This window comes from Thermostichus sp. MS-CIW-40, from assembly GCF_054058315.1.
The window spans coordinates 85,814-101,633 of sequence record NZ_JBSSAC010000002.1 but is presented as its reverse complement, the minus strand read 5'-3'; the positions used below and the strand labels follow the sequence as shown (position 1 = coordinate 101,633).

Here is a 15,820-nt window from a genome sequence, read left to right as displayed (position 1 = left end):
TCAGGATTTGGGAAGCGAGCCCGACCTGGCCCATCTGGTTTTGATCTTAACCCCGTTCTTGGTAGAGCTTGAGTCAGTAGAAAAACTCCTGCCAGCGCAGGGGCTTAAGTTTGCGCATGTACAGCCAATCAAAAAAGTTCTTCAGCACCGTGGCTGAATAGCCGCGCCAGACCAGCCTGCCTTTCTCGGCAACGGCAACGCGGTTCCCCACCGTTACACAAACAAAAACCGTGGCCTGCGGTCGGTAGGGGATCAGAGGTTGGCCGCGGATGAGCCGCAGCAGGTTTTGGGCTGCAATTGGCCCCTGGCGCACCGCGTACACGCCGATCTTGGGCAAGAGGCGGGATCCCCAAACAAAGTCAGCGCAGTCCCCCACCGCCAAGATGTGCTCTGAGCCTTGCACCCGCAGGTATTTGTCCACGAGCAGGGCTCCCGTCGGCCCTGTTGGCAAGCCGCAGGTGCTCAACCAGCTCGGCACCTGGAAGCCACCTGCCCACAGGCGGGTCTGAGCTATCAACTCGGTGCCATCCGAGAGCCACACCTGCTCCGGCCCAAAGGCTTTCACCTGACATTCGGCCCAGATTTCCACCCCCAGATGGCGGATTTCCCTTTCCACCGCCCGGCGGAAGGGTTCCGAGAAGCCCTCGACCAGATGGGCCTGGCGATGGATCAAGATCAGCCGGGCTTGAGCCAAGGGGATCCCTGTTTTTGCGCTCATCTGCCGGCAAAGATCGTAGAGTTCCCCCATCAGCTCTGTGCCGGTACAGCCTCCTCCCGCCACCACAAAGGTCAGCAGGCCCGGCGTCCGATCCCCCTGGGCAGCCCGTTGCCAGCACTGCCGGATCCAAGTTCGGGCGGCCACCAATTGTTCTGCCGGTCGAATGGTGAAGGCATGTTGGATCCCATCAATGGTGCGCAACTCCCGGCCCACATTCACCAACAGATAGTCGTAGGCCAGAGTTTGCATCCCGGCTTCGCTCTCCAGGGTCAGGGTTCGGGCTTCGGGTTGGATGTGGGTGACTCGCCCCGGCAAAAACTGGGCGCCGTTGGCTTGAATATGCTCCAGCAAAGGGATCCGCACCAGCTCTAGAGAAAACCGACCGCTCAGCAGCCGTGTGGACATGCCCGAATTGACACTGTAGGGATAGGGGTTGATGGCGATCACCCGTGCCTGCCCTTGGAGGGCCCGCAAGGCGTCGATGGCTCCATAGCCACATCCGGCCAAGATCACAGTGGGCAGGGATCCCCTCATGGCTGGAGCGGGAACTCCTGGGGATCCCCGGCCGCCCATTCCAGGATGGAACCGGAATAGCTTTTGGCCTGCCGGCCCACGTGGGTTAAAACCACCGTGACCCAAGCGGAGCGAACCCCAGCTGTGCAGTAGGCAATGATCTCGGCTTCCGGAGGGATCCCGGCTTTTTGCAGGCGGGCGTGAATTGCAGCGGGCGGCAACAGGGATCCCGCCGCATCCATCAGCTCTTTGTAGTAGAGATGCACAGCGCCGGGGATGTGTCCGCCACGTGCCTCACCATAGGGGGTGGCTCCCTCGTATTCTTGGGCTTCGCGACTGTCGAGGATGGCCACACGGTCGGAGCCAAGGCTGGCCCGCAGAGTGTCCCGGTCGATCTCCCACCGGTCGGTTCGCTGCACTACAAAGTCGCCCCGTTGCGGTTCGTCGGCGCTTTGTCGGGTTGTGGTCAGCACTCCCTCCTTCACCAGGGCCGGATAGCCCCCGTCCACCATGACTGCCTGGGGATGACCCAAGCTGCGCAACATCCAAACGATCCAGCCATCTTCTCCCCAGCCCCGCAGCGGATCGGCCACCACCACCACCGGACGCTCCCGAAACACGCCAATGCCCTGTAGCTTTTCGGTGAGAAGGGCATCATCTGCCAACAGCTTGCCGCTGTTTGCAGCCTCTGGTTGAGTAAACTCCGTCCAGTTCACCGGAATTGAACCCTTCAGGATCCCGTCGGCTTGCAATTCCGCACTGCGTGCATCCAGAAGCGTTGCCCCTTGTTGGATGAGCTGGATGGCGGTTGCAGGGCTGGCCACCCAACCTGGCGTTGGTGTCATGGGTTGAGAGAACCTTAACTGGAAGATCCTATCCCACCTTACGGGACGAGTAGGCCGGTATGGGCCTCTTCCATCTGTTTGGAGAGAAGCCGTTGCAGGCTCACTCTGGCTTCGGAGAAGTTGGGAGCGATTTCCAAAGCCGAGCGAAAGTGTTCAATGGCCTGCTCCAGCTTGCCTTGGCGGGCAAGGATGGATCCCAGACGATAGTGAGCTGCTCCATAGCTGCCATTGCTGCGAATGGCCCGTCGATAGCTGGCCTCCGCCGAGGTTAGATCCCCCTTGATGCGCGACGCCTCGCCCAGGCCAAAGTGAGCTTCCGGCAACTCTGAATCTCCTTGGAGGGCCTGTTCAAACTGCTGCATAGCCTGCTGCAACTGTTGGGGCTGGATGAACTTGCGCCCAGAGGCATCCCGTTGTTTGGGCCCCAAGTAGGCTAGGCCAGTGGCGGCCATCGCTGCGTGCAGATCGGGGGCCAGCTCCAAAGCCCGCCGGTAGTTCTTGATGGCTTCGCTGTATTGCTCTTGGCCTGCCAACACCAGACCCAAACCGTAGTAGGCGCGAGCCTGCTGTCTTTTGAACTGGCCATTGAAGATCACCTGGCTGAACTCCTGGCTGGCTTGAGCCAGATGGCCTGCATGTACCATTGCCAAACCCAGATCCACCCGCACAGCGGCTGCCAACTCAGGAGCGAGATCCAGGTTGAGAGCAGTTCGGAAGGCTGCGATTGCCGCTTTTAGCTGTCCTTTGCGCATCAGCGCTTGTCCCATCACAGCGTGGGCCAGGCCCAGGCGATCATTCAACTCCAAAGCAGCCCAGCAGGAGTCGATGGCCTCGTCCCATTGCCCCAGCTTGAGGCGAACTTGAGCAATGCAGAGATGAGCCTCGCTGAAGTGGGGATCCAACCCCAGGGCCTTTTGTTGCTGGGCCAACGCTTCTGCCCAGTTGCCCTTCTCTGCCCAGGCTTGGCCGAGCAGGCTATAGATCTCAGCTTGGGCGGATCCCTGGGTGAGGGGGAATGCTTCGGGTAAGTGGGCCAGAACTTCATCCGGCTGATGCTGGGCCAGCCACTGCCGCGCCAGGGCCTTCAGGGTTTCCACCAGGTGGGTGTTGATGCCGCTCAAGTTCGGGTTCAGGCGTTTGGCCTGTTGGTAGTGGCTCAATGCCTCCTGCAGTCGGTTGGTTTTCGCCAACAGATGGGCCAGCTCAACGTGGGCCTCGACATGATTCGGCTGTTGCCGCACGGCCTCCTGAAACCGCTCCACTGCCTCAGGAATTGGATTGGCCTGTAAAAAGGACAGCCCTTCTGTAAAGGGATCCTGGGATCCCTCTTCTCGCTCAAGGGTGTCATCGACACGCCGACCTTTCCACCCCAGCCAGCCCCCCCCTGCGGCCAAGATCAACAGCGGGATCCCCAGCCCCAGCGATCTGGCTCGGGCAGGAACATCGGCTTGCCCAAAAGAGCGCACCACCAACCCAGCCCCCAGCAGGAGAGACAAAGCCAGAGCTCCCCCCAAGAAGGGCCTTAGAGCAGGCCTGTGCAACCATTGATCAAGTGTCGGAAAGTTGGCCAGAACGTCGATAGGAGAACTGGGGCGAGCAGTTGTAGGCAGAGGGGTCGGGATCCCGTCTTGGGAAGGGGCATGGCCAACCGAGGCCTGGCTTGGAGCCGCTTCTGGCCAGCGCTCTTTCTGAATTTTGGGAACCGGTGCCCCCAGAGTTTTAACTTTGCGAAAATCGGAGTTGTGGTCGGGATCCACAACAGGTTTTTGGGCCTCCAGCACCTTGATCTCAGAAATCTTGGTGCCCGGTAATACAATCTGCGTGGCATCGGCACTGCTTTCCCCAGAGGACAAGTAGAAGACTTTTTTCCACTGCGGCTGTGTTTCCCCCTGAAGCCGACCGTACACCACCAGTTGGCTAACTCCCTGCACAGGCAAGCCCCCCAATTGGCTGGCAACTCGATGCAACACCATAGAGCGGCTAAACATCCCCTGCCGTGGGAGATCCACCATGAGGTAAAGGACATCTTGCTTCAGGGCCGAACGGGTTGGCAGGGGGGCCAGGGACTTCTGCAGAGCCTTGATCAGGGTTTCCACGCTGCGAGCAGCAGATGAGCCAGCCATAAAGTTAGAGTTCGCAAAGTTAAGTTAGAGAGTGAAAAAATGGTCTTGTAACAACTCCAATCCAAGAGGGATCCACTTCTCTCGGCAAAAACGAGTACCCCCTCGCCAGAAGTCAAGGCCTCTGACCTCATCTTGCTGCCTCATTGTGCTCAATCTGCCGGAGTCCGTCAATATACTGAAAGAGCCTGTTACAAACGGGGCTGCCGGCCCATTCTGGGACGGAAGAGGTGGGTGTGGTCAGGGCTGTAGAGCCGCGAGCGGGCAGATCTGGAGCTTGACAAGCCTTTCAAGGCAGGGCTGACGAGATAGAGCACTGTGCGTTCTAAGCCGGCTTGCCGGGTGAGGGCGGCCATCTCGGCCAGGGATCCCAGCCAGATCTGTTCGTCCGGCCAACCCAAGCGATAACAAACGGCAACCGGGGTATCGGCGGGGTAGTGAGCCAGCAGATCTGCCTGCGCTTGTTCTACGTGGCGGGCGCTCAGATATAGACACAAAGAGGCGCGGTGGGCTGCCAGACTGGCCAGGGCTTCTGCTTCTGGTACCTGGGTGCGACCGCTGGCGCGGGTGAGGATAATCGTCTGTACCAACTTGGGTATGGTCAACTCCACCTGCAAACGGGCGGCTGCCAATTGAAAGGCGCTTACTCCCGGCACGATCTCAAAAGGGATCCCTGCCTCCGCCAGCCGGATCAGCAGCTCGTGCAGAGCGCCGTAAAGGCAGGGATCCCCATCCTGCAGCCGCACCACCCGCCGCCCCGCCTTGACCCGTTCCACAATTTGCGGCAGCAGCGTTTCCAGCGTGAAGGAACGGGTGTCAATGGCCTCAACCCCAGGGCGACAATGGGCCAGCACTCCCTCTGGCACCAAAGAACCTGTGTAGAACACTACATCGGCTTCCGCCAGCAGTCTTTGCCCCCGCAGGGTAATCAGCTCCGGATCCCCGGGGCCAGCCCCGACAATGTAGACAGGCCACGACGTCGGTTCGCGCATTTGCTTGCTTCCTACCCCTTCAAGGGCCTCTTTGAAGATCCCTTTTCCAAAGTCTTTTCAAACTGGATTCCAAGGGAACTTATCTGGAGGCTCAAGCATGCAAGATCACGACAGGCACTCGCATCCCATCTTAAGGTACGTTCGGGAAGACTATTATCCCTACGTTGTTTTACCCCAGCCGATTGCTCTCCTCTTGAGGGGGCCAGATCTCCCACCTTGCCCGCCGGAGCCTGAGCCGCCACAGATGCCTGCCCGTCCGCTGGAGCCGGAGCTGCCACAGATGCCGGAGCGCCCAACGGAACCTGAACTACCTCGAATGCCGGAACGCCCTGTTAGGCCAAATCTACCCGAGCTACCCCAGCCTTTGATGGGCAAGCTGCAATCGGCATGGGCAACTGGTGCTGGTGCATAGAGCAGTCTAGTGTCCGGTGCTATACCCCTGATATCGCAATGCAGGTATCTAGAGATGGAAAAAGATCACTCGTTTTACTCATTGACATTGAAATTGATGAGCCATGGTTTCTTGAAGGTAATCTGTGTAGGCCAGCCCGTACTGTGAATGATCCTAAGCAAAGTAAGCGTGATGCTTATCTAGCGGATAGAGGCTGGGTTGTAGTTCGGTTCTCAGAACGGCAAGTTTATGAAGAAAGTGAAAAGTGCATTAATCTCATCTTTTGCTTGGTTTCAGGTGTCTTGGGTGCATTAGATTCTAAACAGCCAGACTTATCATTTTCATTTCCAACGGACCACAAGAGATGGGGTGATCAAAGTGCTCTTAGTGAACCTAGATTTCCTCCTTCCTACTTTTAATTCCCAAGGTTGAGACTGGCCCTACCGGGATTGAATTGAGCTAACGCGCTGGTCCGAGGCGCTGCTGCAAGATTTGTGCGGCCAGCAACACATCCAGGGGGGTGGTTAGCTTCAGATTGGATTCCTCCCCTTCGACGATGTAGACTGGCCAACCCAGCTTCTCGAATAGGGCTGCATCATCGGTTACCTGCCAACCCTGGGCCAGAGCCTCCCGATGGGCTTGCCATAGCATCGACAGGCGAAACCCCTGCGGCGTTTGCGCTGCCCACAGCCGGCTGCGTTCTGGGGTTGACTGAATTTGGATCCCTTTTGGGCCTGCCTCAGCGACTTTAATCGTGTCCTTGACAGGGATCCCCGCGATGAGACCATCCACCTGCTGCAAAGCAGCACTACAGCGATCGAACAACTTAGGGGTAGCTAGGCAGCGGGCCCCATCGTGGATCAACACCCGCTCTACTGTTCCCAGGTTATAGAGATACTCAACCCCCCTGTAAACCGACTCCTGCCGCGTCGCCCCCCCTTGTAAAAGCTGCACCGGCGTGGACAGATCCATTGCCGCCAGGATCTGCTCGATGGCTGGCCAATCGCCGGGTTGGGAGAGAATGCCGATCCACTCGATGGAGCTGGCTCGATCCGCAGCCTGCAACGTCCAAGCCAAAATCGGCTGACCCAAGAGCGGCAGCAACAGCTTATTGACAGCAGCTCCCATTCGCTTGCCGCTGCCAGCCGCCGGGATCAGAAGGTGCATGGGATCCAAAAGTGCATCCAACCGGATCCCAGTGTACTGCTTGAGGTCAACAAGCCACAAAAGAGAGGGCCAGACCTGACCCCCTCTCTTGATTTTCAGTCCCGTGTCGCTCAGATCCGACAGCCTCCCGTCGAACCGAGCGCAACAGCTCAAGCTCCCTCCACCTCGGTGGCAGCAGTAACGAAGTCAGGGTAGGCTATGTTGCCGTGCTCGCCCACATCCAAACCGGCAATCTCTTCCTCGGCGCTGACGCGCAAGCCAACAGTTACCTTGAGGATTAAAAACAGGATTAGACAGGTGATGAAGGGCCAGAAGAAGAGAGCGAGAGCGCCTACCACCTGCACGCCGAACTGTGCCCAGGTAACCTCTGAATTGGCGTGAGCAAACCAAGGGATCCCTGCTGCCAACACCCCCCAGATACCACAGGTGCCATGCACGGAAACCGCGCCCACTGGGTCATCAATTTTCAGCGCCGTATCCAAAATCACCGCGGAGAGCACCACGAGGATTCCGGCCACCGAGCCAATGATCAAGGCCCCCAGCGGATGAACTGTATTGCAAGGGGCAGTGATGCCCACCAAGCCCGCCAGCACCCCGTTGGCGGCAAAGGTCATATCCGGCTTGCCAAAATGAACCCAAGAGGTGAACATCGCCCCAATTGCTCCAGCCGAAGCTGCCAGCAGCGTATTCATGGCAATCCAGCCAATATCGACAGAGGCTGCAGTGGTGGAACCGGCATTAAACCCGATCCAGCCCAAGGCGAGGATAAACACCCCCAACATCCCCAGCGGCAGGTTGTGGCCAGGGATCGCCCGCGGCTCTCCATTAGGGCCGTACTTGCCAATGCGAGGGCCAAGCGCGATCGCACCTGCCAAGGCCGCAGCGCCCCCTACCAAATGCACCACCCCCGATCCAGCGAAATCAATGTAGCCCAGATTTTCCAGCCAGCCGGCTGTGCCGCCGTTGTAGTCGCCGAACAGCCCGTTCCAGGCCCAACCCCCAGAGATGGGGTAGATTAGCCCAGAAATAACGATGGAGTAGATCAAGTAGGCCAAGAACTTAGTGCGCTCTGCCATCGCTCCGGAAACAATGGTGGCGGCGGTAGCGGCAAACACCATCTGGAAGACAAAGAAAGTAAAGGGCCAGCCATCTGCCTCGTAAGCCTGCTGCCAGCCAAAAGCAAACCAGTCAGTGCCGAAGAAGCCAGCACTTTTGCCGAACATGAGGCCAAACCCGATGAACCAGAAGGCGCAACAGCCCATGCAGAAGTCCATCAAGTTCTTCATCATGATGTTGGCGGCATTCTTGGCGCGGGTAAAGCCCGTCTCCACCATGGCGAACCCTGCCTGCATGAAGAACACCAAGGCCGCCGACACGATCGTCCAAACAACGTCAGCGTGTTTCTGAACTTCCTCGGCCTCTTGAGCAAAGGCAGTTCCCTGGCCGAATAGAAAAACCAGCGCAGCCATTAGAGCGGCAGTCAGACTCCACTTGGCCGGTCGCCAAAGCCACTGGGGCACCTGGCTCTTGAGCTTTTGGATCATTGTCGTACTCATGCTTTTCGACTCACCTAAAGTGACAGTACTTCTCGCAACACATTACCCGAAAAGTAGGGCAAGAACACCTCATCAGATATACAGCAAAAGAGACATGAAGCAAACTCACACGAGGCTCAGGCCGGGCAACCCAAACCCTGAACGTGATCCCTTCTCATAGGGCATCTTGGTTGAGCTCGCCAGTTCGGATGCGGATGGTTTTTTCGACGGGGCTGATGAAAATCTTGCCGTCCCCAATTTCGCCGGTGCGAGCCGCTGCAATCAGCTTCTCCACCACCGTATCCACCAGGTCATCTTCGACCACGATCTCCACTTTCAGCTTTTGTAGGAACTCTACCGTGTACTCGGATCCCCGGTAACGCTCGGTTTGTCCCTTTTGCCGGCCAAAACCCCGTACTTCACTTACGGTCATGCCGACAATCCCGGCATTGACCAAAGCAATTTTGACCTCATCCAACTTAAATGGCCGGATCACGGCCTCGATTTTTTTCATCTGCCTCCTGCACCCTGAACAGTTCCGCTAATTTCTAACACTACCAACACCTGTGAATTGTAAAAACGGATACATTTTTTATCTCCTACTGAAGATGCTTACCACTCTGGGTTGGCTCCCGTCAAGACTGGAAGGTCAAGCTTAAGCTACCTTAACGGGAGGAAGCCTCCGATGGGGTCTCACCAACATCCACGGGCGGCTGAGGGCTAAGAGAGGCCAAGCTGGCTGTAATGAGCGCTACCGCAAGCCACCACAGCATTTGTACCTGTGGACGATACCAGATGGTATCCACCAAGCCGTGGACCATCATGCCGGTGCAAGCGGCCAAGCCCGCTGCCACCCACAGACCCTGGGGATCCCGCAAGTTGAGCAAAGTTTTCCAGCATCTCCAGCCGTGATCCCAGAGCACCAAGAGGAACCAGGCGAAAGTTAAAGATCCGATGAAGCCAGTCTCTACGGTGAGCTGCAGCGGCACTGAATAGGCTCCAAGGGCGCTGAAGTTGCCTCGTTGGTAGAGGGGATAGACGCGGTTAAAGGCGACATTGCCGGGGCCGATCCCCAAGATGGGAAAGTCGCGGATCATGTCCAAGACCGCCGCCCAGACGTTGATCCGAAAGTTGTTGCTGGTGTCTAGCCGCCCCCAAAAAAGGCTCTGCACCCGCAGCCGCAGAGGGCGTACCGTCAGGATTCCGAGCAACAAAGCGGCCCCCCCTCCACTCAACAGAACCGGCAAGGCCCAACGCCGCCAACGAGCCGGCAAATCGATAGAGTGCCACTGCGCCAACAACACGGCCATCAGGGTCAGCATAGCCAGCCCCCCAATCCAGGCACCGCGACTGTAGGTGAGCAACAGGCAAATCAGGTTCACCGCCGTCGTAAACCCGGCCAGGAGTTTCGCCCCCCAACTGGGCCAAATCCAAGTGGCGGCCAGCCCCAGGGGAATGACCGGGATCAAGTAGCCCCCGTACAGATTTGGGTTGCGCAGATAGCTGTACACCCGCGTCAGACCTGCCAAGCCCGACTCCGGATCCACCCAGGTGGCCAGTTCCGCTGCCCCATATAAGTATTGCCGCAGGCCATGGATCCCCATCACCAAGCTGACCAAAAGCAGGGATCCAACGATCCCATCTCGGAATTGGGGTTTGCGCAGCAGACGATGCAACAACAGATAACCAGCCAGGTAGAGAGTCAACTTCAGCCAGCCATCCCGTGCTGCGTAGGCAACCGGAGAGAGAATCGTTGCCAAGGTGGCAATTCCCCAGAAAAGGCCCAGGGGCAGATGCAGCGGCAGCCCAATCGGCATTTCCACCAAAGCGCACAGGCCCACCAGAGCAGCCATAGCCAGCAAAATCAGGCCCAGGATGCCGGTGGAGCTTTGTGCAGAGAAAATCCAGTAGAGCAGCACTAGCCCCAGGCCAATCCGGTCGGAAGTTTGAACCAATATGCTGCTCTTCCCCCAACTTTGCAGGGATCCCAACAGGCGGCCCAAAAGGCTCCCCTGCTGCCAAGCTTTGATGGGAAAGTCGCGCAGCAGAAAACCCTGCCACAGTTGCGTTGCTCGTTCCATAATCCTCTGGGGCGTGTTGGGCCCAAATCCCCACACCTCAAGTCATCCTACTGGTTTCACCAGCGGGACAAAGCTTTAGTCTATATCCCCAGAGGCAAAGAGACAATGAAGAAGAGCGCAACTTCTTATCGCGCCAGCCGGACAAAGTACCCCTCAACAAAAACAAAGAACCGGCTGACTCACAAGACTCTACAAGACAAAAGGCATCGAAGAGTTATCAAAGTTGGGTTTTCAATCTTAAGAACAAGTCTCTGTAAAAAGCAAAGAAGAACAGCAGGAAAAACTACAAAAAGCTCTATCTCAATCTTCAATCAAATGTTGGATTGCCGCAATCGAAGATCTCCTGACCTACCACAGACCGATTCTCAAAAGATTCTTCAGGCAACACAGGCTAACACTTGACCTTGAGATCCTCTTTCACCTTCGGCATTAGGAGAAGGGATTTGATCGCCTAAGCGGGATCCAGACCAACCTTCCTTGGCTCTAACTGCGTTCTGGGAATTGGAGTTGGAATAGTGAATCTGAATACGAGTAGGACGGCCCAGACCCAGGGCGGATCCCATGCAACGGGCTAAGATTTGCACCTTAAACTCAAACTCGCCAATGCCATCCATACTCTTCAGACCTGCATTCTTTACCCCCAATCTATTGAGCGTAGGAGAAGATCCACGAAATCTCTTCAGTGGGAATACAGAATTTTTTGGGCTGCGGAGACTTCTGGATTATGAAGTTTGTGTAAAGATGCCTTTGTTCTCCCCAGATGAGGGGGAGTGCTTGACCTATTCTTAAATAACTTGAGTCAAGCTAGGGGCGAGACTGACTCCCTCCACCAAGCTGAGCAGGGATCCCAGCCAAACCGCTTAGACAAGGGGAACTGACCTACGCAAAATGGAGGAAGTAGGGGAAAAGCATCTCGTAAATCACTCGGTCGAAGCGTGCCCGTTTACCTGTACTGGGGGGATGATACCTATCGCCTGATGCAGGCGGTGCAGCAGTTGCGCGACCAAGTGCTGGATCCCCACTGGGCTGCTTTTAACTACGATCGCCTGCCGCCGGAATCCACGATTGCCGGGCTCAACCAAGCCATGACCCCGCCGCTGGGATCCAACGCCCGCTTGGTTTGGCTAGAAGAGACGACGCTCACCCAACATTGCCCGGAAGATCTGTGGGAAGAAGTGGAGCGCACACTGGCCCAGTTACCCCCTACCACCCATCTGCTCTTGACCACCAGCAATAAACCCGATGGGCGCCTGAAATCCACCAAAATCCTCAAGAAAACGGCCATTGTCCGCGAGTTTTCCCAACTGGCCCCTTGGGATGAGGAGGGCATTCTCCAGCAGGTGCAGCGGGAAGCTGAACAACGGGATCTGGCCCTCAGCCCGGCAGCCGCCCAGAAATTGGCCGAGGCGGTGGGCAATGACTCCCGTCGCTTGGCGATGGAATTGGAAAAGCTGGCCCTGTTTACGGCAGGTCAACAGGATCCCATTTCTCCTGAACAAGTCGAGGCGTTAGTTCCCGCCAGCGCCTACAACAGCTTTCAGTTGGCGGGATCCCTGCGCAAAGGGAATCTGGAACAAGCCCTACGCATCTTGACCCATCTGCTGGATCACAACGAGCCGGCCCTGAGGATTCTGGCGGTGTTGGTAGGCCAATTTCGCACCTGGCTATGGGTGCGGCTGCTGCTGGATCAGGGAGAACGGGATCCCAAAGTCATCGCCCAGAAAGCAGAAATCGGGAATCCCAATCGGGTTTACTTTCTGCAAAAAGAGGTGGGATCCCTGAAGACCACAGCTTTACTGAAAGCAATGCAGCAGCTTTTGCAATTGGAATACAACCTCAAGCAAGGACAGCCGGAACGAGATGCCTTTCAAGAAGCGCTGATCCAAATCGTGGCTATATTGGGTGAAGGCCGAGCTCAGAGCAAGTAGAGCAGAATAAACAGCACAACCCAAACCCCATCCACAAAGTGCCAGTAGATCTCAGCAGCTTCGACGCCAAAATGATGTTGAGCGCTGTAGTGGCCGGGTTTAAAGGAGCGCCAGAGCACTGCCAGAATAAACAGCAACCCTGCCAGCACGTGAAGACCATGAAACCCCGTTAAAACATAGAAGGTGCTGGCAAACAAATTGGTGGTGAGGCCAAACTCCAGGTTGCTGTACTCATAGAGTTGCCCTGCCAGGAAAACCGCCCCCATCAGCGCTGTGAGGGCAAACCACAGCCGCAGACCCCTGACATCATCGGCCTTGATGGCCGACCCAGCTTTGTGAATGACGAAGCTGCTGGAGAGCAAGATCACCGTGTTGATCCCAGGCAAAAGCAATTCCCGCTCTGGGGTTCCCTCCGGCGGCCACACCGGGGCGGTGAGGCTATAGGCCAGGTAGGCCATGAACAGCCCTAGGAAAAGACAGCCTTCTGCCACCAAAAACATCAAGATGCCAAAGACGCGATGATCCGGGTGCTCAGCATGGGCAGTGTGGGCCCTTGAGTGGCCAACCATCAGCGTTTCAGAGGCAAGGGATCCTTGCATATTCCTTTCCACCTAAATTCCTGAATTCCTGAGACTTCTTGAGGCTGTACAAGCAGCCCAGCCAAGACTGGAATACCCAGTGAGCAGGGGATCAGCCGCCCACCGGGCATCCGGCCTGCTAAGAAGAAGTAGGCTCCGCTTCCGCCAGTGCCAGCTCCCGCAAGGTTTGCAACTGAGCAGCAAAGTAGTCCAGCGTCTCCTTGCTGTGCAAGCCGTAGTCGTAGGGGCCAGTTAGCAGAATGGGATCCCCATAGAAGTTGTGGGCAGGCGGCGGCGAAGCAGTCGTCCACTCCAGGGTGAGAGCCTGCCAGGGGTTGTCTCCCGCCTTGGGCCCGGCCACCCAGGAGTAGATGGCGTTAACCAAAAAGGGCAGGGTGGAAATGGCCAGAACAAAGGCCCCCACCGAGCTGATCCAGTTGAGGTCGGCAAATTGGGGATCGTACTGGGCCACCCGGCGGGGCATCCCCATCAGGCCCAGCTTGTGCATCGGCAAGAAGCACATGTTAAGGCCGACAAAGGTCAACACAAAGTGCACCCGCCCCCAAAACTCGTTCAGCAGCCGCCCCGTCATCTTGGGGAACCAGTGGTAGATGCCGGCATAGATCCCAAAGACGCTGCCGCCAAACAACACGTAGTGTAGGTGGGCCACCACAAAGTAGGTGTCGTGAACGTGGATATCCAGAGGCACCGAGGCGAGGATAATCCCGCTCAAGCCGCCGATCACGAACATCGAGACAAAACCCATGCCAAACAGCATGGCCGAGCGGAAGTGGATTTTGCCGCCCCACAAAGTGGCCAGCCAGCTAAACACCTTGATCCCAGTGGGAACGGCAATGGCCATGGTGGCGATCATGAAGAACACCCGCATCCAGTCAGGGGTGCCACTGGTGAACATGTGGTGAGCCCAGACGATCAACCCCAAAAAGCAGATGGCCAAGCTGGAATAGGCAATGGCTTTGTAAGCAAAGATGGGCTTGCGGGCATGCACCGGCAAAATCTCGGAGATCATGCCAAAGACCGGCAAGATCATGATGTACACCGCCGGGTGGGAGTAGAACCAGAACATGTGCTGGTACACCACCGGATCCCCGCCGCCGCTGGGGTTGAAAAAGGCCGTGCCCGCCAAGAGGTCAAAGCTAAGCAAAATCAATGCACCGGCCAAAACTGGCGTTGCAATGAGGGTAAGAATAGATGCTGCCAGCATGGCCCAACAAAACAGCGGCATGTTTTCCATCTTCATGCCGGGCATGCGCATCTTCAGGATGGTGGTGATGAAGTTCACGGCTGCCAGGATGGAGGAGGTTCCTGCCAGCAAAATGCTCAGGATCCAGAGTTCTTCCCCCACCTTGCCGCTGATCAAGCTGAGGGGGGGGTAGGAAGTCCAGCCGGCAGCCGGAGCCTCTATGAACAGGCTGGCCAAAAGCAGGATCCCTGTGGGCGGAACCAGCCAAAAGGCCACTGCATTCAGCTTGGGGAAGGCCATATCCCGCGCCCCGATCATCAGCGGTACCAGGTAGTTGCCAAAGCCCCCCACCAAAGCAGGCACGATCCACAAAAAGATCATGATCGTGGCGTGCAGGGTAAAGGCACCGTTGTACCGCTCAAAGCCGAGAAAGTCGGCCTCTGGAGTAGCCAGCTCTGCCCGTACTGCCGTCGCCAGCGCCCCTCCCACCAAGTAGAAGAAAAAGGTGGTCACCAAGTACTGGATCCCGATGACCTTGTGATCGGTGGAGAAGGTAAAGAAGCGCCACCAAGGCTCAGCAGGAAGTTCCAGCTCAACCTTCGGTGCAGCAACAAGTCTTGAGCTGTCTTGCAGCTGGGTCATTGCACAAAAGCTCCTATATCGCGTTGGCAGAATGTTGTTCCCACAAGCGCAGGCCAAAGGGGCGTCAGGGATCCCGGCTAGCCTGCGGAAGGAAGGGATCCAGAATGGGACTGGAGAGACTTCAAATCTGAGGGGGAGACGCCCAAACGCTGGTGGTGGACATGGGCAAAGGCAGACTCGGCCTCAGGGGAGCCTGGCCGAGGAGAGGGATGGACTGGCGAGAAATCTGAAACGAGGGCCAAGGTGCTGCCCTCGCCACGGGCGGCCAAAACTTGCTCCTGCTGCCAGCGCTCGAAGTCTTCCGGCGTATCCACAAACAATTGCCCTGCCATCACCCCATGATAGGGGCCGCACAGCTCTGCGCAGATGATGGGGTACTGCCCCAGTTGAGTGGGCACAAACTCCAGGTGGGTCTCTCGGCCCGGGATCACATCCTGCTTGAGGCGAAACTGCGGCACCCAGAAGGCATGGTTCACATCCAGAGCCGTCATATCCAAGCGCACCCGCTTGTTTAGAGGAAGGTGCAGCTCGCTGGCCACCAGGCCGGAATCCGGGTAGGTGAACATCCAAGCATATTGCATGCCCTGCACTTGGACGACCAGATCCGGCTGGCCCATTTCCTTCCCGGGTAGCACTACAGGGGTATAAGCGTAGCCGGGATCCCCCGCCTCAGCTTCGTGGGAAGACTCCATCGCCATGGCCGTGTGGATATGGCCGCCCACATCGGTGCCCCCGTAAACAGCCTGATAGACATCTATACTGGCCAAGCCCAACCAAAGAATGATCACCGCCGGCACCGCCGTCCACACGATCTCCAACAGCACATTGCCGTGATTGGGATCCCCGTCGCCTTTGTCGCCTCGCCGCTTGCGGTAGCGGACAATACAGTAGAGAAGTACACCCTGTACCACCAAAAAGATCCCTGTGGCAATGGTTATGGTGCTGTTAAAGAGGCTGTCGAACAAGGGGGCTGATTCGGCAGCAGATTCGGGAAGCAGATGGTGGTTTTGCCCGTACCAAAGGCTGGCAAGGGTCAGGAGGATCCCCATACCCACCAAGATGATGTTGCTAATCGCACTCACGACTGCTTTTCCCCAATACAGAGA

The 15,820-nt window shown here is 57.2% G+C and carries 12 protein-coding genes; 1 reads left to right on the top strand and 11 read right to left on the bottom strand.

Translation table 11 applies throughout. The features are described from left to right. Positions 1 to 73: 73 nt before the first annotated feature. From ACVWXF_RS01605 to ACVWXF_RS01570, 8 genes are all read right to left on the bottom strand, one after another. The gene (locus ACVWXF_RS01605; RefSeq protein ID WP_457473454.1) at positions 74 to 1,252 is read right to left on the bottom strand and encodes an NAD(P)/FAD-dependent oxidoreductase; all 1,179 of its coding nucleotides are present in this window, start codon (positions 1,250 to 1,252) and stop codon (positions 74 to 76) included. After that, positions 1,249 to 2,076: a sulfurtransferase gene (locus ACVWXF_RS01600; protein WP_457473453.1), complete on the bottom strand. Its 828-nt coding sequence runs from the start codon at positions 2,074 to 2,076 to the stop codon at positions 1,249 to 1,251. Before ACVWXF_RS01600 ends, ACVWXF_RS01605 begins: the two co-directional genes overlap by 4 nt. Before the next feature lie 38 nt (positions 2,077 to 2,114). Beyond that, positions 2,115 to 4,199, bottom strand: a complete 2,085-nt coding sequence (locus ACVWXF_RS01595) for a tetratricopeptide repeat protein (protein ID WP_457473452.1) — start codon at positions 4,197 to 4,199, stop codon at positions 2,115 to 2,117. A 188-nt stretch (positions 4,200 to 4,387) separates the two neighbouring features. Continuing rightward, the gene (cobM, locus tag ACVWXF_RS01590) at positions 4,388 to 5,188 is read right to left on the bottom strand and encodes a precorrin-4 C(11)-methyltransferase (RefSeq protein ID WP_011434250.1); all 801 of its coding nucleotides are present in this window, start codon (positions 5,186 to 5,188) and stop codon (positions 4,388 to 4,390) included. An 850-nt stretch (positions 5,189 to 6,038) separates the two neighbouring features. Further along, positions 6,039 to 6,746 (bottom strand): 2-C-methyl-D-erythritol 4-phosphate cytidylyltransferase, encoded by a 708-nt coding sequence (ispD, locus tag ACVWXF_RS01585; RefSeq protein WP_414381026.1) that lies wholly within the window; start codon positions 6,744 to 6,746, stop codon positions 6,039 to 6,041. A gap of 149 nt (positions 6,747 to 6,895) precedes the next feature. Beyond that, positions 6,896 to 8,302, bottom strand: coding sequence for an ammonium transporter (locus tag ACVWXF_RS01580; protein WP_457473451.1), 1,407 nt, complete (start codon positions 8,300 to 8,302; stop codon positions 6,896 to 6,898). A gap of 154 nt (positions 8,303 to 8,456) precedes the next feature. Then, positions 8,457 to 8,795 carry a P-II family nitrogen regulator gene (locus ACVWXF_RS01575; protein ID WP_011430352.1) on the bottom strand — a complete coding sequence of 113 codons (339 nt, stop codon included), beginning with the start codon at positions 8,793 to 8,795 and terminating at the stop codon, positions 8,457 to 8,459. Between the two features lie 151 nt (positions 8,796 to 8,946). Continuing rightward, the gene (locus tag ACVWXF_RS01570; RefSeq protein WP_457473450.1) at positions 8,947 to 10,362 is read right to left on the bottom strand and encodes an IctB family putative bicarbonate transporter; all 1,416 of its coding nucleotides are present in this window, start codon (positions 10,360 to 10,362) and stop codon (positions 8,947 to 8,949) included. Between the two features lie 935 nt (positions 10,363 to 11,297). On the opposite strand from ACVWXF_RS01570, the gene holA reads away from it, so the two are divergent. Then, on the top strand, positions 11,298 to 12,290 hold the full coding sequence (gene holA, locus ACVWXF_RS01565; RefSeq protein WP_414341931.1) for a DNA polymerase III subunit delta: 993 nt from the start codon (positions 11,298 to 11,300) through the stop codon (positions 12,288 to 12,290). On the opposite strand, the gene ACVWXF_RS01560 is transcribed toward holA, so the two are convergent. The 3 genes from ACVWXF_RS01560 to ACVWXF_RS01550 form a co-directional block, all read right to left on the bottom strand. Beyond that, complete coding sequence (locus ACVWXF_RS01560) at positions 12,278 to 12,889, bottom strand: cytochrome c oxidase subunit 3 (RefSeq protein WP_414341934.1); 612 nt, start codon at positions 12,887 to 12,889, stop codon at positions 12,278 to 12,280. The two genes, holA and ACVWXF_RS01560, sit on opposite strands and share 13 nt — an antisense overlap. Before the next feature lie 118 nt (positions 12,890 to 13,007). Next, positions 13,008 to 14,714 carry a cytochrome c oxidase subunit I gene (gene ctaD / locus ACVWXF_RS01555; protein WP_457473449.1) on the bottom strand — a complete coding sequence of 569 codons (1,707 nt, stop codon included), beginning with the start codon at positions 14,712 to 14,714 and terminating at the stop codon, positions 13,008 to 13,010. A gap of 77 nt (positions 14,715 to 14,791) precedes the next feature. Next, entirely contained in the window at positions 14,792 to 15,796 is a 1,005-nt protein-coding gene (locus ACVWXF_RS01550) for a cytochrome c oxidase subunit II (protein WP_457473448.1), read from the bottom strand. Positions 15,797 to 15,820 lie beyond the last annotated feature (24 nt).